Annotated in this window: 26 protein-coding genes and 1 tRNA gene; 8 read left to right on the forward strand and 19 right to left on the reverse strand. The window is 60.1% G+C overall.

Annotated features, from left to right (window positions below; translation table 11 throughout):
* Window positions 1-58 precede the first annotated feature (58 nt).
* The 5 genes from ACVOMB_RS15885 to ACVOMB_RS15905 all read right to left on the reverse strand — a co-directional run bounded on the left by ACVOMB_RS15885 (window position 59) and on the right by ACVOMB_RS15905 (window position 2,915).
* Window positions 59-559, reverse strand: a complete 501-nt coding sequence (locus ACVOMB_RS15885; RefSeq protein WP_481532056.1) for a hypothetical protein — start codon at window positions 557-559, stop codon at window positions 59-61.
* A gap of 104 nt (window positions 560-663) precedes the next feature.
* Window positions 664-1,614 carry a toxin-antitoxin system YwqK family antitoxin gene (locus tag ACVOMB_RS15890; RefSeq protein WP_481532057.1) on the reverse strand — a complete coding sequence of 317 codons (951 nt, stop codon included), beginning with the start codon at window positions 1,612-1,614 and terminating at the stop codon, window positions 664-666.
* Between the two features lie 104 nt (window positions 1,615-1,718).
* Window positions 1,719-1,988, reverse strand: coding sequence for a hypothetical protein (locus tag ACVOMB_RS15895; RefSeq protein WP_481532058.1), 270 nt, complete (start codon window positions 1,986-1,988; stop codon window positions 1,719-1,721).
* 2 nt (window positions 1,989-1,990) lie between these two features.
* Window positions 1,991-2,206 (reverse strand): hypothetical protein, encoded by a 216-nt coding sequence (locus tag ACVOMB_RS15900; protein ID WP_481532059.1) that lies wholly within the window; start codon window positions 2,204-2,206, stop codon window positions 1,991-1,993.
* A 22-nt stretch (window positions 2,207-2,228) separates the two neighbouring features.
* Entirely contained in the window at window positions 2,229-2,915 is a 687-nt protein-coding gene (locus ACVOMB_RS15905; RefSeq protein ID WP_481532060.1) for a J domain-containing protein, read from the reverse strand.
* A 243-nt stretch (window positions 2,916-3,158) separates the two neighbouring features.
* Between ACVOMB_RS15905 and ACVOMB_RS15910 the strand changes: the two genes are divergently transcribed.
* The gene (locus ACVOMB_RS15910) at window positions 3,159-3,542 is read left to right on the forward strand and encodes a helix-turn-helix domain-containing protein (protein WP_481532061.1); all 384 of its coding nucleotides are present in this window, start codon (window positions 3,159-3,161) and stop codon (window positions 3,540-3,542) included.
* A gap of 231 nt (window positions 3,543-3,773) precedes the next feature.
* On the opposite strand, the gene ACVOMB_RS15915 is transcribed toward ACVOMB_RS15910, so the two are convergent.
* Together ACVOMB_RS15915 and ACVOMB_RS15920 are read right to left on the reverse strand one after the other, a co-directional pair.
* The gene (locus tag ACVOMB_RS15915) at window positions 3,774-4,268 is read right to left on the reverse strand and encodes a JAB domain-containing protein (protein ID WP_481532062.1); all 495 of its coding nucleotides are present in this window, start codon (window positions 4,266-4,268) and stop codon (window positions 3,774-3,776) included.
* Complete coding sequence (locus tag ACVOMB_RS15920; protein WP_481532063.1) at window positions 4,265-5,221, reverse strand: DUF932 domain-containing protein; 957 nt, start codon at window positions 5,219-5,221, stop codon at window positions 4,265-4,267. Before ACVOMB_RS15920 ends, ACVOMB_RS15915 begins: the two co-directional genes overlap by 4 nt.
* Window positions 5,222-5,698: 477 nt before the next feature.
* Here ACVOMB_RS15920 and ACVOMB_RS15925 point away from each other — a divergent pair, with 477 nt between their 5' ends.
* On the forward strand, window positions 5,699-6,901 hold the full coding sequence (locus ACVOMB_RS15925; RefSeq protein ID WP_481532088.1) for an ISL3 family transposase: 1,203 nt from the start codon (window positions 5,699-5,701) through the stop codon (window positions 6,899-6,901).
* A gap of 234 nt (window positions 6,902-7,135) precedes the next feature.
* Here the strand turns inward: ACVOMB_RS15925 and ACVOMB_RS15930 are convergent, their stop codons facing one another.
* Window positions 7,136-8,512: a hypothetical protein gene (locus tag ACVOMB_RS15930; protein ID WP_481532064.1), complete on the reverse strand. Its 1,377-nt coding sequence runs from the start codon at window positions 8,510-8,512 to the stop codon at window positions 7,136-7,138.
* Window positions 8,513-9,379: 867 nt separating this feature from the next.
* Here ACVOMB_RS15930 and ACVOMB_RS15935 point away from each other — a divergent pair.
* From ACVOMB_RS15935 to ACVOMB_RS15945, 3 genes are read left to right on the forward strand one after another with little or no spacing between them, the layout of a single operon-like run.
* Window positions 9,380-11,245 (forward strand): SIR2 family protein, encoded by a 1,866-nt coding sequence (locus ACVOMB_RS15935; protein ID WP_481532065.1) that lies wholly within the window; start codon window positions 9,380-9,382, stop codon window positions 11,243-11,245.
* A complete protein-coding gene (locus ACVOMB_RS15940) occupies window positions 11,245-12,693 on the forward strand; it encodes an argonaute/piwi family protein (RefSeq protein ID WP_481532066.1) in 1,449 nt (482 codons plus the stop codon). The genes ACVOMB_RS15935 and ACVOMB_RS15940 overlap by 1 nt, the downstream gene beginning before the upstream one ends.
* A 36-nt stretch (window positions 12,694-12,729) precedes the next feature.
* Window positions 12,730-13,215: a hypothetical protein gene (locus tag ACVOMB_RS15945; protein ID WP_481532067.1), complete on the forward strand. Its 486-nt coding sequence runs from the start codon at window positions 12,730-12,732 to the stop codon at window positions 13,213-13,215.
* 75 nt (window positions 13,216-13,290) lie between these two features.
* Here the strand turns inward: ACVOMB_RS15945 and ACVOMB_RS15950 are convergent, their stop codons facing one another.
* The 6 genes from ACVOMB_RS15950 to birA form a co-directional block, all read right to left on the reverse strand.
* Complete coding sequence (locus ACVOMB_RS15950) at window positions 13,291-14,196, reverse strand: IS3 family transposase (protein WP_481532068.1); 906 nt, start codon at window positions 14,194-14,196, stop codon at window positions 13,291-13,293.
* 297 nt (window positions 14,197-14,493) lie between these two features.
* Entirely contained in the window at window positions 14,494-15,684 is a 1,191-nt protein-coding gene (locus ACVOMB_RS15955) for a tyrosine-type recombinase/integrase (protein ID WP_481532069.1), read from the reverse strand.
* A 172-nt stretch (window positions 15,685-15,856) separates the two neighbouring features.
* Window positions 15,857-15,932, reverse strand: a tRNA-Thr gene (locus ACVOMB_RS15960).
* A gap of 105 nt (window positions 15,933-16,037) precedes the next feature.
* Window positions 16,038-16,847: an SPOR domain-containing protein gene (locus ACVOMB_RS15965; protein ID WP_481532070.1), complete on the reverse strand. Its 810-nt coding sequence runs from the start codon at window positions 16,845-16,847 to the stop codon at window positions 16,038-16,040.
* Between the two features lie 9 nt (window positions 16,848-16,856).
* The gene (locus tag ACVOMB_RS15970) at window positions 16,857-17,594 is read right to left on the reverse strand and encodes a type III pantothenate kinase (RefSeq protein ID WP_481532071.1); all 738 of its coding nucleotides are present in this window, start codon (window positions 17,592-17,594) and stop codon (window positions 16,857-16,859) included.
* A complete protein-coding gene (gene birA, locus ACVOMB_RS15975; RefSeq protein WP_481532072.1) occupies window positions 17,591-18,556 on the reverse strand; it encodes a bifunctional biotin--[acetyl-CoA-carboxylase] ligase/biotin operon repressor BirA in 966 nt (321 codons plus the stop codon). The genes ACVOMB_RS15970 and birA overlap by 4 nt, the downstream gene beginning before the upstream one ends.
* 125 nt (window positions 18,557-18,681) lie before the next feature.
* Here birA and ACVOMB_RS15980 point away from each other — a divergent pair, with 125 nt between their 5' ends.
* Both ACVOMB_RS15980 and ACVOMB_RS15985 read left to right on the forward strand, forming a co-directional pair.
* Complete coding sequence (locus ACVOMB_RS15980) at window positions 18,682-18,966, forward strand: hypothetical protein (protein ID WP_481507829.1); 285 nt, start codon at window positions 18,682-18,684, stop codon at window positions 18,964-18,966.
* Window positions 18,933-19,721: a M90 family metallopeptidase gene (locus tag ACVOMB_RS15985; protein WP_481532089.1), complete on the forward strand. Its 789-nt coding sequence runs from the start codon at window positions 18,933-18,935 to the stop codon at window positions 19,719-19,721. The genes ACVOMB_RS15980 and ACVOMB_RS15985 overlap by 34 nt, the downstream gene beginning before the upstream one ends.
* Before the next feature lie 239 nt (window positions 19,722-19,960).
* Here ACVOMB_RS15985 and ACVOMB_RS15990 read toward each other — a convergent pair whose 3' ends face one another.
* The 5 genes from ACVOMB_RS15990 to ACVOMB_RS16010 form a co-directional block, all read right to left on the reverse strand.
* A complete protein-coding gene (locus ACVOMB_RS15990) occupies window positions 19,961-21,388 on the reverse strand; it encodes an ATP-binding protein (protein WP_481532073.1) in 1,428 nt (475 codons plus the stop codon).
* A gap of 21 nt (window positions 21,389-21,409) precedes the next feature.
* Window positions 21,410-22,093, reverse strand: coding sequence for a response regulator transcription factor (locus ACVOMB_RS15995; protein ID WP_057627010.1), 684 nt, complete (start codon window positions 22,091-22,093; stop codon window positions 21,410-21,412).
* 73 nt (window positions 22,094-22,166) lie between these two features.
* Window positions 22,167-22,556, reverse strand: coding sequence for a PepSY domain-containing protein (locus ACVOMB_RS16000; RefSeq protein WP_481532074.1), 390 nt, complete (start codon window positions 22,554-22,556; stop codon window positions 22,167-22,169).
* A gap of 198 nt (window positions 22,557-22,754) precedes the next feature.
* On the reverse strand, window positions 22,755-23,762 hold the full coding sequence (dusA, locus tag ACVOMB_RS16005) for a tRNA dihydrouridine(20/20a) synthase DusA (protein WP_481532075.1): 1,008 nt from the start codon (window positions 23,760-23,762) through the stop codon (window positions 22,755-22,757).
* Window positions 23,763-23,985: 223 nt separating this feature from the next.
* Window positions 23,986-24,465 (reverse strand): DUF3307 domain-containing protein, encoded by a 480-nt coding sequence (locus ACVOMB_RS16010; protein ID WP_481532076.1) that lies wholly within the window; start codon window positions 24,463-24,465, stop codon window positions 23,986-23,988.
* A gap of 172 nt (window positions 24,466-24,637) precedes the next feature.
* Here ACVOMB_RS16010 and ACVOMB_RS16015 point away from each other — a divergent pair, with 172 nt between their 5' ends.
* Entirely contained in the window at window positions 24,638-24,970 is a 333-nt protein-coding gene (locus ACVOMB_RS16015) for an SMR family transporter (protein ID WP_481532077.1), read from the forward strand.
* Window positions 24,971-25,128: the final 158 nt, after the last annotated feature.

Raw genomic sequence — 25,128 nt, forward strand, 5'->3', positions numbered from 1 at the left:
CAACTGCGCCACGCTTGAACTCTGCACTGAACTTCCTTCGCTTCGACATGAACACTCCTCAAGGCCTCGGTCGGCCTTCTCGTAAGTGTCCGTGATAACGGGGGTGAACCCCGGTTACAGGAATGGAGCTAGCAAACTTCAAACCAGAGCCCTCATGAACGAAGGCTGCCAGGTGGGTGGCATAGCCGTTTCCACCATTTGTTGCCGTGAGGACATACACAACCGTTAGGTCATCTACACCGTCACCGTTCAGATCTCCTGTCGTTGAACGCCTAGCTTCTGCATCTTCTTCGGCTTGTTCGTATATGAAGGCCTGACGGTCCAACGCTTCCTTGATCACCTGGTCATCTGTGGCCGCGGCTCCCTGGGCAACTGGCGCGACAGCTTCCTTCTCAGGCACGCAGTCCACCTCCTCTGCCTGCGCTGCGGTCAGCCCTGCGGGTACTTCGCAGCCAGCTAGGTTGATGTCACCAGCCTGCGTAAGCGGCTGCTCCTTCTTGCAGCTTGCCAGTGCCGTCACTGCTGACATCAACAACAGTACTACTCCTATCTTTTTCATGAGCATTCCTTCTCTATGCCTGCGTCTATGAGGCAAAACAAAATCACGGGGTATAGGCGGACGTGCTTGCGCACGTCCGCCCTTATCGAACGATCCACCCTGCACTACCGCTTATCGGATCCGTCACAGACCCAGCAGTCCGGATCCAGACCGCGAGCGATCTTGTCAGCCCGGATGGCTTCCTGCCTGGCCTTGGACGCAGCCTCACGCTGCGAAGGTGTCTTCAGGCGAATTGACCCGTACCGCTTCTCAGCCTCCGCCAGCAGTACGTCTTGCTTTGGCGTCAGCGTGAAGTCATCGCTCTCGGAGATCGAACGGTGCAGTGCCCACATCTCTGGCTCTGTCAGGTACTCAGTTCCGTCCTGGAGGTAGCGGGCCTGCGAGACTACCTTGCCGCTCTCGTATGCCACACGCTCTGAGACTGCCCCGTTCTGCTCCCAGTAGGCCTCCCACACACCAATCGGGACACTTCCCTTGAAGCTTCCTTTTGTCTTGACCTTGCCATCCGGGTAGTAGAGGACGGCCTCACCCTCCAGTGCACTATCGACTGCAGCGGCTTCATAAGAGAGCTGCTTCGGGTTGTCAGCGAAATAGATCTGGATACGCCCGTTGACCTTTCCATCTTTCATCCCGAGAACAACACCCGGATTGCCGGCCTTGGTGTGGAACACCGTCTCACCATCAAGGCCACCGTCTGTGCGTCGGCCTTCATATGCCACTACCTGCGATTGCGGGTACCGACAGATGTAGTGGCCTCCTACCAGACCCTCCTCCACGTCAACATCGCAGACGTAGTCCATGTTCCCTAGCAGAGATGTCATGCTCGTAGGCTGATTGGTATTGAGGTTCTGGAAGATCTTCCGCAGCGGCCCCAGCAGTGGTTCGATCTGGCTGTGAGGTACACCCGTCACCTTGCCATCGAATGGCTCGTTGGCGCCGGCCTCGTAGATCTTGCCGTTACTCAGGTCCGCGTTACGCCAGTCCAGCACTGGCTTGCTGCACCCAGCTAGAAGAAGCGCAGCCGTCACGGCTGCTACGTATTTGATGCCTTTCATGAGATTCCTTGTGAATGTGTTGTCTGAGCAGGCGGCACAGCAGAGCGAGAGCGGTCCCGCCTTGTTGTGGCCGGCGCAACAGTTGGTTTGCCAGGGATGGCCTATCAGCGACTCCGACACTGGTTGGCTGCTATTCCGAGCTGGTCCACGAAGTCCGCCGGCGGATAGCCCTGTGCGTCGATAGCCAAAAGGCCCTTTTCGCCGTAGTGGTCCTGCAGCTTGTCGATGGCGCATTTGCAGTTGGACTTGGATCCACCACCACTCATGCAGCTGTCGATGAACTGGCCTCGGACGTTATCCAGTTCGCTGCTGCACGCGCACAGGCCCAGCGTGATGAGTGCAACCGTGAGCATCTTTTGGATTCTTGATCCCATGCTTATCGCCTCCTCACAAACACGAGCAGACAGAAGATCACCACTATCCAGATCAGTCCGCCGATCATCTTCCCTAGCGAAGGGAAAACCACTGCAGGCCAGATCAGGCCCTGCCCTAAGTTGTAGAAGAAACCCTTGTACGCGTAGCGCCCCCAGATATCGAAACAGATGGCCGCAATTAGCACGGTCACGCCGTACAGGCCTATCAGGTACCTCATGTCATTCCCCTGTTGGTTGAGATCAGTTGATTTCTTGCAAGTAGTGGCTGACGGCTCTGAACAGCCGTCGCAGGTCATCCGGGTTAGGAACACTCAATGTGATGAAGGGCTCGCCATGGATCCGGATGTGCGCACCGTGAGCGGTGATCTCGGTCAGACAACCCAGTAACCGGATCTCAGCCTGCTCGAACTTGGCCTTGCACCGAATCTGGGTTTCGGTGATGAGAACGCCCTCCCTGGCACCGCCGAACACGGTGTCGTCGATGAGCACGACCACGTCTTGGGCACGTAGCCTCTCCCCGTAGCTGTCTAGGGCTCCTTGGAGCTTTTTCCTTGGGATGTGGGGAGCCACGAACACGCGCTCGAAGGGCTCGTTGCTGAACTCGAGCCCTTCCAGTGCCTCTCGAAGTGAGCGGAGCTGCGGAGGCTCCGGGGCCTTGGCCCGCTCCGTCCGCGGACCTGGATCAGCGGGCCCGGCCGACGCTTGGGTGCGGTCGAAGCGCTCACGTTGATCCGGGTCCTTTAGGACGGCATAGGCCCTGTTGACAGCCTGCATCTTGGCGGTTGCCCATGCCACAGCAGCCTCGTCACCCGCGGCGTACCGGTCAGGGTGGTACTGGCTCCGCCGGCCCTTGTAGGCCAGTTCTATTTCCCAGAGGGGCGCCTCGGGGCGTACCCCGAGGACTTCGTAGTGGTTTTCATCCGCCATCAGGCCCTCTCCTGAGGATGAGCCATCGATGTGCTTCCATTCGTTGTGCCAGCTATATCCATGGCCATAGCTCTCCCACTTCTTCCTTCCTCAACATGACCGCTCGATTCCCCCACAACGCAGTAGCGAACACAGAGCTAAGAGTTCAAGGCTTGCAATAAACTTACGTGATACGTAGAGTCTACCCGGGGCGTAGATCATCCGTCATCCTGTTGGTATGACTACATCGGTCACCTCCTGCTAATGGCCGGCCCTGCCCTCGAACCCCGAGGCGTAGTGGCTGCGCGCCTGCGCCAAGCCCGACTGCTTCGAGGGCTTAGCCAACGCGAAGTCGGAGTTCGAATGGGACTTGATAAGGACACTGCCTCGGCACGCATAAGCCGCTACGAGAGCGAGTCCATGGCCATAAGCTTGGAATCACTATTTTCGTTGGCTGACGCTCTTCAAGTGCCGGCCGCGTATTTGCTGGCGTCATCGGCAGCTATGGCAGACGCGATCCTTTTGATAGGTGATGAAAGCGAAGTACAGCAGGCTCGTCTCGCTCAGGCCTTAGCCGCTCTTGCTAGCCTTCCAGCACCACGCCGGAAGGCACTACTCGAAGAGATCTTGAGTAAGCCGGGCATCTAGCCCTTCTTCTAGTTTCAGGGCCTTCACCAAGTATCGGCCTGCCATTCGCCGTAGACGTTCCGCAGCCTCTCTAGTCCGCGCCTTCATGCGCCAGTTTCCGTCGGTAGCTGAGCGCTCTACCTCCCGGGCCTGTCGGTCTAAATCAGCTGCTTTGGCACGAGCCATTGCCGCCCTGGTCGATGACCAGGACGTCTCCGTTTCCTTCATGCTGTTCTCCTAAGTATCCGGGCCTTAGATCTGCCCGAGCTGAGCCATCGAGGTCCCTTGGCTTGCCGACACCACAAGGTGGTCGACGACCCTCACCTCCACCATCGCCAATACTTCCTTCAACCGCTTGGTGATGGCTCGATCCGCTGCTGACGGCTCGCAATGCCCGCTAGGGTGGTTGTGAGCCAGTAGGACCGCTGCTGCGTTCAGGGCCAAGGCACGTTGGACGACAATCCGCGGATGGATCTCAGCACCATCTATGGAACCCGAGAACAGCCGTTCTACGGCGATCAGGCGGTTACGGGCATCGAGGAACGCCACCTCGAAGTGCTCGCGGATTTCATTGCCTAGACGCAGACGGAAGAACCTGCCGGCAACATCGGGATCTCCCAATACCAGACCACTGACCATTGCTCTGCTCTCTAGGATTTCCAATGCCTGAGAGAGGACGAAGCTGTCACGTTCGTTCAAACCGTCAGGTAGCTTTTCCAGGCGCTGCTTCTGCGGAGAAATGTTCATGCGGCCTCCCCTAACAGTTCCTTCCAAGCCTTCTGCTTTAGCAATGCCCCCTGGCCGAACCAAGCAGCATCCAAGCGGTTCTCCGTACTCTGCGCCCGCCGATGGTGGTCCACGAACTCGGTGATACTATTGAGAAGACCGAAGGCGGTGCCCTTGCTGGTCTTCAAGCTAGCTCCTCTCCCCTGCCCGTCGTACAGCGACCGCACCTTGGCTACAGCCTGCTCGTTCACGACTGTTTTTCCATTCTGAGCAGCCGGATAAGTGAGCAGGTTACGCAGTGTCTCGTCGACTGCGTCAGGGTTCACTGGTGTCTCGCAGAGGACCCGCATCCTCTCTACGAAGCCGTGCCAACCCTCCACCGCAATACCCAACTGGCTCTTCACCCTGTCAGCATCGAAGGCACTGCGATGCGGGACCTTGATGGCTCCGGTTCGATCCCCAACAGCGATCTGCAGGGTGTTGTTACACACCACGCGAACTGAGGTGAACTGGGCGGTGGTAGCCAGCGTTCCGTCACAGGCCGTAGCCAGAAGAAGGTAGCCATTGACCTGATCTTGGCCCTTCAGAGCCACACCCTGCCCAGTACGGGCCAATGCCCAGAACTTACGCCCACCACGAAGCACGCCTGCCGTCTCCAGCTCAAAGCCGCTATAGCGCGTGAGGTCACGGTAGAACTCAAGGATCTCCCGCGGCTGGACTACTTGATAGCGCTTGGACACCACGGCCAGCGGTCGCTTAGTATCAGAACGGTAAAGCACTTTCTGGCTTGGAAAGGCGCGAGCGGGGTACCGCTCAACGCTGTCTGCGACAAAGCGAACCTCAGCCTCCTCCAAAGACCAGTTCATTCCGGCGCGCTCGCGCCAGACATCAATCGACTGACCTGGTGCCAACTGGCTCCCGATGCCATGCCAGGGAACTTGTCCTGCATAAGCCATGGTTTCAACGTGATGCATCTTGATTTCCTTTCATTGATGGCATAACGCACAAGGCCCGGGCAATGCCGGGCCTTGTGCGTCTATCTAAGGGGGGTTAGTCGTAGGAATCGCGCCCGAACTGGTCGGGACGGGTGAACGAACATCGGGCGACGGCCGACAGGATCGCAGCCGCTACGATGAAGACGCAGTAAAGGAACTCAGACTTATCTTTCATACCTTGCACTCGAAGCTGTATGCCCATGCGCGGCGCACAGACAAAGCAGGCCAATCCTGCTTCAAGGAGGTACTAAGGGTCTGAAATATTTTCCAATCGTTATCCCGCTCGTGGCCTAAGCCCGTCGGATCATGTATTGAACCATGGCCACCGGCAGCTGACGGCCAGAAGCGGAAATATAAGGTTCTTCTCCCATCTGAGGGGAGGGGCTCACGGCCGACCCGCTAGATTGTGGTTGTCGAGACTACAAACTGGGGCCGGCCGTGGCCAAGCTGGATTGTATGCCGTTGTTGGGAGGTTGGGCCGGGTATCGCCTGGATGGCTGGCGGCGCGAGGTCCGTGGCGCAGCCACGTGGCTGGTGCTTTCACTGCTGCCTGATTCGCGGCGCAAACGACGCTGCGGTGGTTGCCGCAGGTGGGTCGTGGCTATTCACGACCACACGCTCCGCCGGGTCCGCGACCTGCCGATATTTGATGAGCCAGTAGAGTTGGAGGTCCAGCGACAGCGCCTGGCTTGTCCTCGCTGTGGACCAAAACTGGAGCACTTGGATTGGCTGGAGCGGCATACCCGAGTGACGCAACGGCTTGCACAGAGCGTCGCGCGCATGTGCGCGACGACTTCAATCCACGCCACCGCAAAGTGGCACGGTCTGGACTGGAAAACGGTAAAAGCACTTGATTTCAAGCATCTGGCACAGACGTTGGGCCCGATAGACCTATCTGACGTTCGTGTGATCGCGATGGACGAATTTGCGATTCAGAAGGGACATCGTTACGCCACGGTAGTGGTTGAGCCGGCCCGTAAACGAGTGCTTTGGGTTGGACGAGGACGTAGCCGCGCTGACATACGGCCCTTCTTTGAGCTTCTAGGCAAGGTTGGCTGTGAGCGGATCCAGGCCGTAGCGATGGATATGAATTCAGCCTTCGACCTGGAGGTGAAAGCGCAATGTCCCAATGCCGAGGTGGTCTATGACCTGTTCCATGTGGTGGCCAAGTACGGTCGCGAAGTCATCGATCGAGTGCGCGTGGACGAGGCCAATCGTCTACATGCCGACAAGCCAGCTCGGCGGGTGGTGAAGACTTCTCGATGGCTGCTGTTGCGAAATCGCCAGAACGTCCCAGTCGAACAACGCGTCCAGCTCGAGGAACTGCTGGCAGCCAACAAAGCCTTGTTGACCACCTACCTACTCAAGGATGACCTCAAACAGCTGTGGCGCTATCGAAGCCAGGGCTGGGCGGAGAGGGCATGGCGCTCATGGAAATATCGCGCCCTGCGGAGCGGGCTGGAGCCGCTGCGCGTCTTTGTCCGGCGTCTGCAGCCATATCTTCCGGGCATTCTGGCTCACTGCCGGTGGCCTCTCGGGACAAACTTGGTCGAAGGGATCAACAACAAGATCAAGGTCATCAAGCGCGTCGCCTACGGATACCGTGACGACACGTATTTCTTTCTGAAGATCCGAGCGGCCTTCCCCGGAGTTGGGTGAAGAACCAAATATAAGGCACATACGGCTGAAAGAGCAGTCCGAGTACTTCCTTCCGATGGAACTAGCAAGGAGCGCAGTTCATGGCCGACCGAGTTCCATGACCCTCACGCGAGATACCGGAGCTGGTGCGACTCGCCGCCATTGCCGTTGCGGCGACTAGAGTGAGTGGCTCGCTCCAGTGGCCCACCGCGCCTACCTCAACTGTGGCCTTGCATTAGCAGCTCAGCCTCGCACTCATTCTAAAGCATCTTCGTCAGGCTCTTGAATTTCTGGGGGGCGCCAACCATCAGACTGGAGAGCATTGATAACTGCGTCATAGATTCGGATTCGGCGCACGCGATGCAAGTGACGATAGAATCGATCACGCACTTCTGAGGGCGGAAGATTACCAACCCCAATGTCGCGCATTAGTGCCGCAAGGAGCATATTGGTATCACCTGCATCCCAGTTTTGACCATTATCGATCACGGCGTCTAGGACTTGACCGATCTGCTGGCCACTCAAGTTGTCAGCAAACGGCTGTATCAGCTCCCTGAAGTTAAGCTCCGAGCGTCGCCAACCGGCTGAACCTCTGTACTCAGAAAGTGCTCGGGGCCACAGCTGGGCACGTGGCAGATAAGCGACTGATTCAAGTAACTGCTCACGACTCATATTTTCGATCAGCGCTAGAAGTGATTCGCTGAACCTTGGGAAGGAGACGCCCGAAAGAACCCGCTGGTCGAGTACGGGCGCGTTTCGAGCGTTGTCCACCGTCGCCTGCAGTGCTATCTGGGTTGGAGGCTGAAGCCGGGGCCAGAAATCATGGAACGAGGCAAGGAAGGTGATGGCCCGGGATCGATCTGCGGGGGATAAGTTGTCTAGCAGCTGTACAATCGCCCCCGACAATTCTGGCCAAGCGTCCGGCGCGCGTTCGCGAATCGCTATCAATGATGAAATTATCTTCTGTTGATGTGACTCCCAAGCCACCGGAACTCCTTTAAGCAAGGATTTCGCCAGAACAGTGCCGAAGTTCCTGACATTCTGCGCACGAACTCTCGACAGATAGCGCTGTTCGACGTAGTCCACGATGCGCTCATGGAAAGTCGGAAAGCCGAGAGACTGCACGTCCATGTCGAAGAGCTCGGAGATCGCTCTACCCTGCAGGGGCTCTTGGGAAAGAACCAGTTCAACTGCGTTCACTAGGTGCAGCCTGACCAGCTCGGCTGATGGTTCAAAGAGATCTGCTTCTGCAGAGAAAGCGGGATGAGCACAAAGATGCCTGTCTTCCCGCAATCGATCCAGCTGTGTCCGCGCTATCCGATTGACCACCTGCGTATTGACGGTAGCATCTTCGATGATCATGCGTTCCAGACTAAGCAACCGGGAGACATCTCTCGCGGTGGTTGCGTTGTCCCATGACAGAAGGAACGCTGTTGCTGCAGCATCGCCTAGCGCGCTGAGCGCTCGATACTTTGCGATCAAATCGTAGACAATCGTCACCCAGGCCGATGTGAGAGCACCGCGTAGTGCCCCAGCCTTGTATGCCCTTACCGCATCAAGGAAGTAAACCTTGGAGCGCGGATTGCGGATGCGCGTGAGAAGTATATCTAGATCGATAAAAGCTGTATCCACTGGTGTCCATCCATGCATTTTAAGGAAGCTGAGAAGCACTGTGCGCTATCTGGGCATCGAGATCGATGATGCCTTAGTGATGACCGAGCAGACGGATGCTTGAATTCAATAGGCCGCTCCTCGACCCTCTAAGGGCGAGGAGCGGCCACGAGCGGACATGGGCCAATGCTTGAGTCAATCCTTACCGCGAAGCGGCATCGGCTTGAATGAATTTTTAGAAGGGGGTTAGCCCTCAAGAATTACACATCCCTTGCTAGCGGCGCCGATTCGGATAAGGTCTTCAGTCGTGAAATGCGTAAGGCCGGTGAAAGTTATGCGAGAGCCCTTTCCGCTTGCGGCTGCGGCAATACGGATCAAGTCATTAGCAGTGCGATGAGTCGCAGTGAGAGTAAATCCCCCGCCCGCGGCCGCTATGCGGATCATGTCATCAGTCGTTCTATGCTCGAAGCTCATCTCAATCCCCCCTTCTAACTATCCAATAGAATTTCCCGTGGATTCGGTTACACGACTTACCCATAGCGCACCGTGTGGTGCGCTGTCACCTTGATACAACTTGAGCTTAGGGTTAATGGGTCCGGCTAACAAGCCGGCCGTATAACCGTACCAGGCGGGAGGCTCGGCGGCCGCACCAATGGCCGCTATGGGTCGCTTAACGTCCCGCGGGCAAGAGCGAACATCCCCGAATGCCGGCCGCGTACGAGATCGAGGGCGACTCAAAATACCGTCCACCAAAAAATCTGCATACGCTCCCGCCCCAAGATGCAAAGTGCGACTGAAATTGTCCCCAGTCTCTTAAGACTAGGAGATCAGCCAATAGCAGTAGTAGCATTGGGTTAACTTAATCACTTGGTTACGTTCAGCTGCCTGATGACGAAATCCATCCAGGTTATTTCTGCATCTAAGTTCGCAACTACTTTCAGCCTCCGACCCGAGCTCCATGCGTGGCTTCTCGGTGCCGGCGCCTCTGCGGCCTCGGGCATCCCGACCGGCTATGACATGATCCTGGACTTCAAGTCTAGGCTCTACTGCCAAGAGACCCGATTCCCTCGCCGCAACGTCGATCCGAGTGATCCACTATGGGTTCAGCGCATCGACGAGTTCTTCTCTCGCACCCCTCTACTTCCGCCTCCGAACGATCCAACCGAGTATGCGGCCGCGTTCGAGGCGATTTATCCGCAAGAGACCCATCGGCGGCAATACATCGATGACGCCATCAGCAAAGGGACGCCCTGTTTTGGGCACCGGATGCTGGCCGGCCTAATAACGGCCGCAAAGACCCCATGCGTCTTTACGACGAACTTTGACCCCCTGATTGAAGAATCCAGCCTGCTGGCGGCATCGCTAATATATCCTGGCACCGCAGCCAAGCCGACGGTTGCGACTCTAGATTCTGCCAACCTGGCTACGCGCTGCCTGGATGAGTCTGATTGGCCCCTCATCACCAAGCTTCATGGCGACTACCGCTCAACGTCCCTAAAGAACACCACGAGCGAGCTGGCTTCCCAAGACAATGACCTGCGCCGGGCCATGGTTGAAGCCTGCAAGCGATTCGGTCTGGTCGTCGTCGGCTACAGCGGCCGCGATTCCTCCGTGATGGAGGCACTTGAGTCCGTCCTGACCTACGAGAACCCCTTCCCCAGCGGTCTCTATTGGTGCGCGCCTTCCCGCTCCAAGCTACTACCGGCTGTGAGTGATTTCCTGAAAAAGGCTGCCTCTGCGGGCGTCAATGTCTTCATCATCGAGTCCGCCACGTTCGACGAATTGGCCGGCGATATGCTCAATCAAATCAGCCTTCCAGCCCCGCTGCTGGACCATATCCTATCGTTCCAGCCTGCCCGGCTCGCAGCCCCCATCCCCGTGCGAACGGCGGAAGCTCGGAAGTTCCCCGTGCTGCGCCTCTCCGCGTTGCTGGTGGAGAGTCTCCCCACCACGGCCAGAAAAATGACCCTGGGTCATCCATCCTCCATTTTTGAGGTGCGGGAAATGCTCAAGGCCAGCAAGTGTCGGGCAGCGGTGGCAATGGTTGGAAACGAGCTCGCAGCCTTCGGCAAAGATGCAGAGATCCTCGCGTCATTGCACAGCCTGAAGCCAGTGCTAAACGGGCATTGGACGCTGGATCCCATCCGAGACAGTTGGGCGCTAGGACTCATCTACGATGCCCTTCTGCGGGCTTTGGCTCTGCGGCGACCGCTGATTCCCAGACTCAAGCGTACCGGGCACTCTCTTATGGTTGCCAGCGCAAGAGACAGCGAAACAGAGGAACAGCGACATCGCCGCGAAAGCCAACTATCCAAGCTCAGGGCGGCCTATGGAAGCGACCTCACGGGTAACAAGTTTGGCCGCAACTACAACGAAGCCATCTCGGTTCGGCTGGAAGAGATTGAGGGGCGCTGGTGGTGCGGGTTTGACCCCTACACAGCCGTGGAAGTGCCGCGTGATGAGCGGACAGCTCTCTCTGACACAGCCCAGAACGACCCGTTGGCTTGGTCGTCGCAGCGCCGGCCAGACCCGACCGCTGACTGGAGAAGGGAGCGGTGGGCCACCAAATACAACGGCGCTTGGGCCAACATCATCGACGCGTGGGCGAGCCTGCTCACTTCTCCACGGGGGATCACTTTTCAAGCGTTCGGAATCGAAGCTCAAGAGGGAGTCGATGCGGCTTTCCGCATTTCACCACTTACCGGCTTCAGTCGCCCTGGACATCACGACAAATATTTTGACCGGAGGCAGTGATGGTAGATGTTTCTCGCTCGCAGCTACCGCCGCTGTCCTTGCTTTCGGAACCGGAGCTGGCCTTTTCTCCTGAACAGTCCGGGGGGCGAGATGTCCACCCCCTTCGCGGGCTGGCGCACTACGGCCCCTTCTCGTCCCAGACATTCAGCCAGTTCACTCCCACCGTTCGCATTGCCACAGTGGGTCCAGAAAGAGCGTTCAAGACTCGTGGCGCGCTGATGGCGTCGCTGAAGGAACAACATTCGGCCAGCGACAGAAGCGGCTACGCGCCAGATTTTCCCGGCTTCGCCAGCGTCTTCGGCGTGGACTTGGCTTCCTCCGACAAGGCCAACCACATCCGTTGGCCCGATTCCATCGACGATCTTCCAGGATCCGGCCCGCTTCAGCACCGCTTGGTGGCCGCCTTCGAGGCAGCCCTCTCGCAACTAAGCGCAAGGCACGAGCAGTTTGATGTGGTCCTAGTCCATCTCCCAGAGGCATGGCTTCCTTACACGTCCGGAGACGGATTCGACGCGCACGATGTCCTCAAGGCATTGGGAGCAAAGCACGGTATCCCGACCCAGGTGGTCAACGACCGAACCTTCAGCTTCTCAAACAAGGCGCAGTTGGCTTGGAGGCTGTCGATCGCGCTCTATGTCAAAGCCGGTGGCATTCCTTGGAAGCTCGCCCCGCTGGCGGGAGTACCCACGGATACCGCTTACATAGGCTTGGCATACGCGCTGAAGAGGGTCAACGACGAAACCCACTTTGTCACCTGCTGCTCGCAGGTGTTCGACATGGATGGCGGCGGCATGCAGTTCGTGGCGTTCGAGGCCAAGGATCCGGTCAAGGACGTGCGCGAAGCACGACGAAATCCGTTCTTGTCACGCGAAGATATGCGAGCGGTCATTGCCCGCAGTCTATCGATCTACCAGCAGCGCAACGGAGGCATTCTTCCTCGGCGAATGGTCATCCATAAGAGCAATGCGTTCAAGGAAGACGAAGTTCTAGGTGCTCGTGATGCGCTGACCGCCGTCCCCGAGGTGGAGTGCATCGAGATCAGCTCCAGACCGACTTGGCGGGGCGTATGGCTGGTCAAATCCTCTGGCGGCATCACGCCCACCCGACCCGCGAGATACCCGGTGCCGCGAGGCACGTTTGTCCCCCGGTCGGGCACGTCTGCTCTTCTCTGGGCCGCGGGCAATGTTCCAGATGTCTCAAGCAAGTCAGACTACTACCAGGGCGGGAAGAGCATTCCCCGACCACTCCTGCTGACCCGGCATGCGGGAACTGGGCCGCTAGAAACGATCGCTCACGAAACGCTGGCGCTGACGAAGATGGACTGGAACAACGATGCGCTCTATGACCCAGTGCCTGTCAGCATCCGCTACTCCCAGAAGCTCGCTAGGACCATCTCCAACGTCCAAGATCTTCCTGGAAATAGTTATCCCTACCGACTGTTCATGTGACCCCAACTCTCAACGATAGAAAAGGAGCTCAACGTAATGATCGGCAAGATGCAGGAAGCTTTCATCGAAAAGCAGTCCGGGGAAGTGAAAGGCCCCTACCAAGCCACCTTTGCGGGAACCACCGTAATCTTGAAGGACCCGACCGCTGACGTCGACTCTGGCGACTACGTGACCCGAACGCTTCCAGGCGGTAAAACTGAGCGTTCCTACATCCAGAACGCCACCTTCTATGACGTCGGCATCGGTGGGATTGCGCCACACTTTCAGCTCAAGATTGGCACTCCCCTCTCGCTCCAGCCGCGAGCGCACACTATCAACATTCAAGGCTCGCACTCCATCCAGATTGGCGACTACAACACTCAGAACGTCGTGAGTGCAGCCCAAACGCTCGCCCATGCCATCGAGGCCTCAAGCGGAACCGAGGACCAAAAGGCAGACGCAAAATCCAGGCTGGCCAAACTTCTTGAGCACCCAATCCTAGCAAGCGTGCTGGGTGGCCTCGCTGGAGCGGCCGCCGGATAAAACCCGTTTGTCAGACAACGTGGCATCTAGAGCAGGCATTGGCTACGGGTCTTCTTTATTTGGAGTTCTCAGGATTTAGTGAACACCTGACCGAGGGTGGCGATGCGCCGCCTCGAACTCGTCTGGGCTACCCAGGCCTAGATGGCTGTGGCGGCGTGTTGGATTATAAAACCCATCAATGTAGTCGGATATGTACGAGGTCGCCACATCACGATTCGCACAGATGCGCTTCTTGATCCGTTCCTTTTTCAAGCTACTGAGGAAGAACTCAGCGACTGCGTTGTCCCAGCAGTTGGCACGTCTGCTCATGCCTGGCTCAAGGTGGTTGTCTTTGCAGAAACGCCGCCAAGCATCGCTTCCGTACTGCGAGCCTTGATCCGAGTACATCAGGGTTTTGCGAGGACATCGGCTTCGCACGGCTTTCATCACGGCATCCAGAACAAGTTCTCGATGAATCGTTGGTCTGACAACCCAACCAACAACCCTGCATGAGAAAAGATCCAAAACAACCATCGGGTACAGCCGCCCCTGACACGTGCAGATGTAGTTGAGATCCGTCACCCATACCTCGTTCGGGCGCGATACGCTGAACTGACGCTGGAGCAAATTTGGGATCAAGACATGTGGTTCTGGAGCTGGGATGTGCCGTATGTGATAACCATGCAGCGCGTGCAATCCGTTCACCCGCATCAAGCGAGCAACCCGATGTTTGCTGCATGCCTCTCCATGCTCCCTCAGGTCGAGAAACACCCTGAGGGCGCCATAAGTTCCGTGGCTGGCGGTAACCGACACACGTATCAAACGAAGCAACCGCGCATCTTCTTGCGCTCGATCGGAAATCGCATGTTCACGCCATGCGTAGTAGCCGGCTCTAGCAACCCCAAGCAGACGACACATCATCTGGATACTGAACTCGTCCCGATGCGCATCGATGAATTTGTAGGCTCGTCGGGTCTTGCTGGTGATCTTGCCTGCAGACATGACTGTCTCCCAATGCTGCCCCCAAAAAAGGCTAGCTCTGTCTAGGAAATCCTGGGAACTCCAATGCTCGTCCTATGGGGTTGGCGGATGTCGGATTCGGTAGGCAACAGAGCCAATTCGCCTATTCGGATCACCTGCCAAGGATGCTGATTTAGATAACTCGCGGCAGGGCCAAACGATCTAATTCACAGCTTCGAAATATCGCCCCGCGCGACTACCATCGCGCGGGGAAATCTAAACCTCAGAGCAGAGAGTCAGCCAGCCAAATTCAGAAGCGGTTGACCTTTTCCCTTCAACTTATCCAACCTTCAACTTATCCAAATAGTCAGCCCACGCCTGCATCATCTTCCTGCGCTCAGGCAAGTGTTCCGCCCGATTGTAGGCAGCCTTGATGGGATTTCTCTCAGAATGCGCAAGCTGCCTTTCAATCGCGTCTGATGTCCACCCCATCTCATGCAGCAAAGTAGAGGCCATGCTTCGGAACCCGTGCCCGGTCATGTCATCTGTCCCGTATCCCAGGCGACGAAGTGCTGCATTGACGGTGTTCTCGCTCATTGGATCTCTCGAGCTTCGGACGGACGGAAACACGTAGCGTCCATTCCCCGTGACCGGTCGTAGTTCCTCCAGCACAGCAACAGCCTGCTTGGATAGCGGAACAACATGAGCTATCCCCATCTTCATTTTCGCTGCAGGGATGTTCCATTGCTTGGCAGCAGGATCGAACTCTTCCCATTCCGCCTTACGCAACTCCCCCGGACGAGTGAAGACCAGAGGAGCAAAGCGGAGCGCACATTGCGTGACGAACTGCCCCGTGTACCCATCAATGGCCCGCATCAGCGCGCCAACCTTCGCTGGATCGGTTATGGAAGCGTAGTGCCTATTCTTAGCGGTCTTCAGAGCACCCCGAAGAGCACTGGTCGGGTCACGATCTAACCTTCCGGTGGCCACGGCGTAGCGAAAGACCTGCCCACAGATTTGGCGAAGGCGCTGCGTGGACTCGATCTTCTCCTGAGCCTCCAGTCTGCGCAGCACCACCAAAACCTCTGCAGTACCAATCTCGTTGATCTGCCTTTTACCCAACCAAGGGAAGGCATACGTCTCGAGCATCCATGCCGCCTTCTCTCGTGTTGACTGCGCCAAGTCCCCCCGGGACTCGAGCCATTCTATGGCTATCGCCTGGAAGCGGGTATCCACTGACAACTTGGACGTGAGCTTGCTCAATTGCTTGTGCTCGGATGGGTCGTGTCCAGCACGAAGTTTCGCCCTAGCCTCATCCCGGGCTTCTCCAGCTTCCTTCAACGAAACCTCGGGATACACCCCGATGGCCAGCAGCTTCTCCTTTCCATCCCAGCGGTACTTCATCCGCCAGTACCTAGCCCCATTGGGCATCACGTGCAGGTAAAGACCTGCACCTGCTGCCAGCTTGTACGGCTTCTCCTTAGCCTTCGCATTGCGCGCGGCCATATCTGTCAGTTGCTTAGCACCCATTGGGGGTACATCCTCCTTGCTGAACCACGATTTCCAAAATGTACCCCCACTTGTACCCCCAAAGTCGCTGGATGTACGTGGACAAGCTCGGGCCAAAGCGCACAAAAAAGCCCGCATTTCTGCGGGCTTAGTATGAATTCTGGACTTGCTCGGACGCTATAGGATCAGGCGATGGTGCCGCTTATCCGAATCGAACGGATGACCTACTGTTTACAAGACAGTTGCTCTACCAACTGAGCTAAAGCGGCAAGGCGTGTTACGTGCTGCGGTTGCGCGATGGTAGCGCTGCAACCTGGGGAAAGCTGGTCGAAACCGATGCTTCCCGAATCCCCGCCGTGGCGGAGCGCGCCATTCTACCGCAGACGCGCGCAATCCAACGACTGTTGTTGGGCGGCGGCCGAACGCTGCTTCAACGTGGCCGGGGTGGCTGCGCCGGCGGTGGCTGCGTCCACCCACCAGCTTGGGGCGATTTCGGTGCCGCTGGTGGCCAGTTTGGCCGGGAAGCCGGCGGCGGCCAGACTGGCTAGGCGGCGCTCGGCGCCTTCGCGGTTGCGGTACTGGCCCAGCGCGACGGCGTTGGCTTCGTCGCCCTGGGAAACGACGAAGTAATCGCTGAAACCAGCCTCGACGATGCGCTTGGCGGTGGCCTGGGCTTCCTCGCGCGTGGCGGCGGGGGCGATCAGTACACGGTAGCTGTTGGCTGCCTTGCCGGGCACTTCGCGCAGACGCGGGCGTGCGGCATCAGTGCCCAGTGCGGTCAATGCCGCCTGCGCCTGCGCCTGCGTGGCGTAAGGGCCGAGACTGGCACATTGCACAGCGGCAGGCGGTTTTACCTCGGTCGGCTTGACCTCAGCGGGCTTGGCTTCGACCACTGCAGTGGCAGCTGGCGGCAGCTCTGCCGGCTTGGCAACCGCAGCTGTGGCTACCGGCACGGCGGCAGTGAGCGACGCAGCATCCGCTGCCGAAGTAACAGCGGTTTCAGCGGCCGCCGGCGCGACGGGATTGGCATTGCTAGTCGCCGGTGACGGCAGCACTTCCAGGCTGGCAACGCCGGGCTCGGCACGTGGCGCTGCGGCCACCGGTTCGGTACGCGGCGTCATCCACCACAGCGCGACGCCAACATTGAGGATGGCCAGCAGGACGATAAGGAGACGGGTCAGCATGCGGTGATCCTACCGGGCGCACGCGCCGTGGTGAACTGCCCAGCGCGCCAGACCATCCAGTACCAGCGCCGGACGGTAGTCTGCCTCAGGCAACAGCGGCAGCAACGGCAATGCACCGCCGCCATGCACTACAAGTGCCGGCTCGCTGCCAAGCAATGACTGCGCCTGGCGCAGGCTGCGTTCGACCAGTGCCACCGCGGCACCATCACAGCCGGAAGCCAACGCGTCGGCGGTGTCGTTGGCGAACTCGGCGTAGTCGCCGCCGGTGGCGGGCAACTGCACAGCGCGCGCATGCAGGGCTTCGCGCATCACCGTTGGCGAGGCACCGATGCGGCCGCCACGATGCAAGCCATCAGCATCGATCAGGTCGATGGTAAGAGCGGTGCCGACGCCGACCACCAGCACCGATTTTTGCGCTGGTGCCACCGCCAGCAAGCCGAGGAAACGATCCACGCCGAACTTCTCCGGTCGTGCATAGGCGACGGTTACGCCCGCACACTGCGGCAGGGTTTTGGCCACCTGCACCGTGCTGAAGCGGGCCTGCAGAATCTGCATCACTTCTTCGGTCAACGCTGCCGAGGCAACGCTGGCCACCCAGGCGGTATCGCCTTGCGGCAGGGCTTCCAGCGCGCTGGCGGTGATCGCCTCGGCGCCATGCGCCCAGGCCTGCACGCTGCCGGCGCGATTGCCGTGCAGCGGCGCAAATTTGAAACGCGAGTTACCCAGATCAAACAACCAATCGCTCATGCCGCCCTCACGCTGACTTCGCCGGCATGGAAACAGGTTTCCCGCCCATCAATATTCACCCGCAATGCGCCGTCCTCGGCCAGCCCGCAGGCCACGCCATCGTGCAGCACGCCGGCCTCTTCCACCCGCACCGCGCGGCCCTGCAACACATCCATGCCCGCATAGCGCGGTAGGAACGGTGCCAGGCCGTGCTGCTCGAATTGTTCCAGCGCCGGCAGCAGGGACGCCAGCAAAGCCGCCACCACGGTATTACGCGACACCTCGGCGCCGGCCAGCGTATCCAGATCGGTCCACGGTTGGGTGATGTCGGCGGCGCTGGCCTGCGGCATGCGCACGTTCAAGCCCAAACCGATCACCGCCCGTGCCGGGCCGGCAAATTCGCCACCGCCTTCCACCAGCAGGCCGCCGAGCTTGTGCCCGTTCACGACCACGTCGTTGGGCCACTTCAAGCCGGCGTTGCGGAAACCCAGCCCGTGCAGGGCTTCGACCACCGCCACGCCGACTGCCAGGCTCAGCCCGCCCATCCGCGACAGGCCGCCGCCAAAGCCGCGCGACAGTGACAGATAGACATGCGCGGCCAGCGGCGAGGCCCAATGGCGGCCACGGCGACCGCGGCCGCCGGTCTGGCGTTCGGCCAGCAGCACCGCGGTTCCGCGCTCAGGCGCGCTGCGTTGCAGCAATTCCGTATTGGTTGAGCTCAATGTCCAACCTATTTCCAGCTCGGACAGCAGCGGCAGCACCGCCGCTGGCAGGCCGATGCGGATCTGTGCCGGATCCAGCAACTCAAGCGGCTGGGCCAGCCGATAACCGTCGCCGGCACGGCCCTCGATCGCCACGCCAGCGGCACGCAGCCCTTGAATACGCTTCCAGACGGCCGCCCGGGTCAGCCCAAGCTCACGCGCCAGCGCGTCACCGGACAACGCTCCGGTTCCCAGCTTGGCCAGCAGTTGGCGGTCATCCACGGCAGTTTCCTCACAACAGACCCGGAAATTATGCGGCATGCCCCGGAAGCCGCCCAGCGCCGCTCCCCTGTTCCGGAGAAAAAGCAGGCTAGAATCGGGAATTAGCCCGCCTTTGGATGTTGACGATGCGCCACCTCGCTCATTGCCTGATCCTGTTGCTGGCGCCAGTTGCAGCGCAGGCTTCGGACGCGCTCGGCGGCGCTGGCCAAAGTGCGTGCAGCTACGCCCCGGCCGAAGTGGAGCGCGTCGCGGCCCCGGCCGCCGCCGTCAGCATCGCCAACGCCCCGCCGGCGACTCCGGTTCCGGCCAAGACCGCCACCCCGCGTGCCGGTGGTGGCAGCGACGATGATCTGTTGCCGCGCCTGCGTGCACCGCGCTGGCATCGCCTGCTGCCCGGGATGTTCCGCTGATCCAGTCGTTGTTGCGCTGGTGGCAGCGCACACCGCCTCCGCTTGATGACGATCTCTGGCAGCAGACCTGCCAGCAGTGTCTGTGGTTATCTGAGTTGTCTGCCGAACGCGAGCGCAAGCTGCGGGCCTTGGTGGAACTGTTTCTGCAGCGCAAGACCATCACTCCGGTTGCCGGGCTGGAACTGGACGAGGGCCAGTGCATGTTGCTGGCCGCTTTGTGTTGCCTGCCGCTGATCGAGTTCGGCCGCGAGGGCCTGCATGGCTGGTCGGAGCTGGTGGTGTACCCGGATGCATTCCGCGTGCGCCAGAGCCATACCGATGCAGCCGGGGTATTGCATGAGTGGGACGACGAGCTGATCGGCGAAGCCTGGGGCAGCGGCCCGCTGATCCTGTCATGGGCCGATGTGCAGGGCGACATCGCCGATCCGCAGGCCGGCTTCTGTGTGGCCGTACATGAGATGGCACACAAGATCGATGCACTGGATGGCGCCATCGATGGCACGCCGCCGCTGCCGCGCGAATGGCAGCGGCAATGGGCGCGGGATTTCCAGCAGGCCTATGACGCGTTCTGCGCGCAGGTGGATGCGGATGTTGAAACCGTGATTGATCCGTATGCGGCGGAAGCGCCGGAGGAATTCTTCGCGGTGGTCAGTGAGTACCACTTCTCCGCGCCGGAGTTGCTGGTGCAGACGATGCCGGCGGTGGCGGCGCATCTGCGGCGGTTTTATGGGCCGGTTGAAGCTGGACTGCGATAGAGCAAGAGCAAGATCAAGAGCGAACCCCTCCCCGGCCTTCCCCTACGCACTGCGTGCGCAAGGGAGGGAGCATAGCACGCGCTTCGCTCCCTCCCTTTGGCGTAGCCAAGGGGAGGGCCGGGGAGGGGTTCGCTTTTGACTTTGACTTTGACTTTGACTTTGACTTTGACTTTGGCTCCTCACGCACGCAGCGCGGAGCACAGGCAGACGGCCTGCTGAAGCCATGACCTACCGCGGAATCAGATACCCGGCGGCAAGGTCACTTCGAAACGGGCGCCGCCCAGTTCCTCGGAGCGCTTGACCTGCAACTCACCGCGATAGGCCTTGATCAGGTCCTGCACGATCGACAGACCGATGCCATGGCCCTGCACGCGCTCATCGCCGCGCACACCACGCTGCAGCACCTTGGCGATGTTGTCCTCGGCAATGCCCGGACCATCATCGTCCACTGCCAGGATCAAGCCAGCGCGCTTGCCGTTGCCTGCGCTGATCGGCTTGGCCGTCAGCAGGACGCGGCGGTTGGCCCACTTGAAGGCGTTCTCGAGCAGGTTACCCAGCAGTTCCTGCAGATCGCCCGGCTCACCGTAGAAGTTCACCCCCGGCGTCACCTCGAACTCGCAGAACACACCCTTGGCGGCGTAGACCTTCTCCAGTCCACGCACGATTTCTTCGGCCGTGGTCTCGATCGGTACCGGTGCCGAGAACAGCTTGTGCCCGGACGATGCCGCACGCGCCAACTGGTAGGAAACCAGGTTGTTCATTCGCTGCAGCTGCACGCCAACTTCCTCGCGCAGCTCGGCATCGTTGCTGGTGCCGCTTTCCAACTGGGTGCGCAGCACGGCCAGCGGTGTCTTCAGGCTGTGCGCCAGGTCGGCCAGGGTGTTGCGTTGGCGCTCCAGGTTTTCGCGCTCACTTTCGATGAAAGCGTTGATGCTTTCGGTCAACGGCTCCAGCTCGCGTGGATGCAGCTCGCTCATGCGCTCGCGTTCGCCTCGCTGCACACGAGTCAGTTCATTGATCACGCGCTTGAGCGGACGCAGGCTCCACTGCAGCACGAGTGTCTGCAGCAATAGCAGGATCAGGCCGGTAACACCCAGCCAGAACCACACCGCCGCACGGAAACTGCGCAGCTGCATACCCAGCGCGCGCGAATCCTCAAGCACATAGATGGTGTACGGAAATTCGGATTCGGGCGCACCATCGCCGCCCCATACCAGGCCCATGCCGTAGCGATAGACCTCGCCGGGCGTGCCGTCGATCTGGGTAATGGGCAACGGGCCTTCGAACACTTCCTCGCGCGGCTTGAGCGTGTGCTCGCTCACGTCCGGCAGCATCGGGCCTTCGGCCGACATCGAGTTGGCTACATGACCGGGCATTACGACCTGCAGGTACAGGCCGCTGCCGGGAAAATCAAAACGCGGATCTGGCGGCTGTTCACGGATGTACAGCGAGCCATCGCGGGTGAAATCGATGCCACCAGCATAGGCGGTGGCATAGTTCTTCAGGCGTTCACTGAGGTTGTCACGCGCGGTCTGGCCGAAGGCCGCGTCCAGCGCATAACCGGCCAAGGCCAGGAAGGCCACCAGGCCCACCGAGGCAGCCAGCAGCTGGCGGGCCTGCAAAGAGCGGGGCCGCCAACGCTTCAATAGCCACTGACGGCCCGTCATGACGCTATGCCCCTACGGGGCTCAGCCCTCGTTGCGCGGGATCGCGAAACGGTAACCGCGGCCACGCACGGTTTCGATCGGCTTCAATTCGCCATCCGGATCGAGCTTCTTGCGCAGGCGGCCGATGAACACTTCCAGCACGTTGGAGTCGCGGTCGAAGTCCTGCTGGTAGATGTGCTCGGTCAGGTCGGCCTTGGAGACCAACTCACCGGCATGCATCATCAGGTACTCCAGCACCTTGTACTCGTAGCTGGTGAGGTCGACATTGCTGCCGGCCACGCTCACCGTCTGTGCGGCCAGATCCAGCGCCACCGGGCCACATTCCAGGGTCGGCTTGGACCAGCCAGCGGCGCGGCGCAACAGCGCGTTGACGCGAGCCAGCAGCTCTTCGACGTGGAACGGCTTGACCAGATAGTCGTCGGCGCCCTGCTTCAGGCCCTCGACCTTGTCCTGCCAGCTGGAACGTGCGGTCAGGATCAGCACCGGGAATTTCTTGCCCTCGTCACGCAGCGCGCGGATCAGCTCCATGCCCGACATCTTGGGCAGGCCCAGATCGATGATGCCCACGTCGAACGGCACTTCGCGGCCCATATACAGGCCTTCTTCGCCATCCTGAGCGGCATCCACGGCAAAACCTTCGCGCTTGAGGCGTGCCGCAAGGGTTTCCCGCAGCGGGGCTTCGTCTTCAACCAGAAGGATACGCATGAACTCTCCCTAGTACTTTGGGCCGGCCAAGCGGCCAGCGTGTGTATTCAAAAACCACAACCACTATCGCTGTTCAGGAGTTATCGCCGCGTGGTGGCAGCTCCGCCCGCTGGTCGCGCGGGTGGTCTCGTGAAGGTGACGGGTCGTCCATGTAGCGTACGCGCCCACGGTCATCCATGTATTTGACACGATTGATGTCGCGGCCGTCATACGGCACGCGCTCGGCACCAAGAATGCGCCCACCGGTTTCACGTTGCACGCGCCGCACTGCATCGGACAGCGAGCGGTCTGTACCGGCCTGGCGGCCGGCACGGGCAACGCGCTCACCGCTTTCAACGCCACGAGTGTTGTCACCCCGCGACTGCTGCGGCTGCTGCGCCGACGCCACGACCACGCCCGGACCGGCCACAACCAACGCGGCAATCAGGGCAACCAGCAGGCGACGACGGGAAAGCGAGTGCATGGGACAGATCCTAGCGGACGGCGAGGCAACGTTCAAAATTCGTAAACCACAGCCCGCAAAAATTTTCTGTGGACCTTACGAAATTGAGCCAAATTCTTGATTTTTAGGGGTGAATCCGATCTGAACCCGGCCCCTGCTTCGCGCACTCGTTCAGCAAGCTGACCGGACAAATGCCGGATAACCCTCCCGCCGGACCCTTCACGCCACCCGCTCTGCCTGACGACGGGTGACCTGCAACGCCTGCTCGACCAGGGCCCAGTCGGCGCCGGGCCGGTGTGCGCCCTCGCTCAGCACCTGGCGGAAGCCACGCCCGCCCGGCTGGCCATGGAACAGACCAAGCAGGTGCCGGGTGATGTGTTTCAGGGCCAAGCCAGCGGCCAGCTGCGCTTCCACATACGGACGCAGCGCGACCAACAGTTCCTCACGACCACGCAGCGGCTGCCCGGTCTGGGCACAGTCCAGCGCGTGCAGCACGTAGGGGTCGTGATAGGCCGCTCGGCCGAGCATTACCCCGTCCAGGTGCTGCATGTGCTGCTGCGCGGCCTCGACCGTGGCGATGCCGCCATTGATCACCAACGGCAGCGCCGGGCGCTCGCGCTTGAGCTGGTAGGCCCAGTCGTAGCGCAGCGGCGGGATCTCACGGTTCTCCTTGGGCGACAGGCCCTTGAGCCAGGCATTACGGGCATGCACCACCACCATCGCAGCGCCGGCCTGTACCTGCCGGTCCACAAAACTGGCAAACACCTCGTAATCCTTGTCCTCGTCCACACCCAGGCGGCATTTCACCGTGATCGGGATATCCACAGCGGCCACCATCGCCGCGACGCATTCAGCAACCAATTCAGGTTCGCGCATCAGGCAGGCACCAAAGCGTCCGGCCTGGACCCGGTCGGACGGGCAGCCACAGTTGAGATTGACCTCGTCATAGCCCCAATCGGCGGCAATGCGCGCAGCCTGCGCCAGCGCCGCCGGATCGCTACCACCCAGCTGCAGCGCCAACGGCTGCTCGACCGGATTGAAACCGATCAGCCGCTCGCGGTCGCCATGGATCACCGCATTGGCATGCACCATCTCGGTGTACAGCCGCGCACCCGGCGCCAGCAGCCGGTGGAATACCCGGCAATGCCGGTCAGTCCAATCCATCATCGGGGCGACGGACAGGCGCAGGGAGTCGTCGTAGCGGGAGTTTTGAGGCAGGGAAGGCATGCAGCGCGGGATCTTGTGGTGCGTGGATCGGCTATTTTCGCCCAAGTCACCGATTCACGCTGGCCTGGCAATACAGGCTTTCAGCTTGCGACCGGGTTTGTGTGCGTGGTTTTGGCTGCAAGCGGGCGCCAAAAGCTGGCCGATCACAGCAAGCGCGGAGGCTCGGCCAAGCGGCCGCAGCCCGGCTGTAGTGGCGAGCCTAGGCAAGCATCGGGGTCCTGCATCACGGCAGGCCCGGCATCAGCAACAACAACGCCAACCACAGCACCTTGCAGGCCACATGCAGGGCCTGGTCCAGGTTGTAGCTGATGCGGTGACCACACTTGAGATCATCGATCAGCATATGGCTCACCGTTTCCAGCACCCCAAGCACGATGCTGCCGGTGATCCAGCCGACCGCGCCGCCGTGAATCACGCCATGCGCGGCCAGCGCCTGATACCACGGCACTCCGGGGACCGGCGCATGCCGGTTCTTGGCGCGCGACAGAAACTCCCCCTGCAACGGGTAGTCGGCCACGGCATGGGCGACGATCAACAACACAAACATCTCTAGCAGCGCGTAGTTGGCCATCTGTTGTTTGAGTTGGGACGTGGATCGGAGTCTGGCACCACTTGGGGTACTGGCGCGATGTGTGCTGCACAAACCACTACGCGAGTCGGCCTGGCGCCGCTCCAGCTCGGCACCCGGAAGCAGTGCAGGCACGCCCCCTGCGTGCCTGCTGCAAGCCGACCCTGCGGCACTACCGCTCACTGTCACCTGTGCTTGTTGCCTCGGCGCCTGCCATGCAGACCTGGGTCCATATGGCGCGGCCAGTCTAGATCGGCGCCGTAAGAGCGTACCGCTAGTATTGGCGAACACCTTTTCGAGCACCGTCATGAACGCCTATGTCTTGCTGGCCTGCGCCATCGCCTTGGAAGTACTCGCCACCTCGCTGCTCAAAGCCTCCGATGGCATGAGCCGGCTATGGCCAACAGTTGGCGCCTTGGCCGGATACAGCGTGTGCTTCTGGTTGCTGGCACTGGTGATGAAGACCATCCCTACCGGCATCGCCTATGCGATCTGGTCCGGTGTCGGCATCGTGCTGATTTCCCTGATCGGCTTGTTCGTGTTCAAGCAGAAACTCGATACAGCAGCCATCGTCGGCATCGGCCTGATATGCGCCGGGGTGCTGGTTATCAACCTGTTCTCGCACTCGTCGGCGCATTGAACCGTAGTGCCGAGCCATGCTCGGCTGAGGCTCTACCGGTACCGCCCCTGCCGAGCCCGGCTCGGAACTACGCTCCCTCCCTTTCGCGTAGCGAAGGGGAGAGCTGAGGAAGGGTGCTTTGGCTCTGCTTGCTTCGCGGCTTTCACCGCTCCCACAGG

The organism is Stenotrophomonas sp. STEN018 (assembly GCF_056760235.1).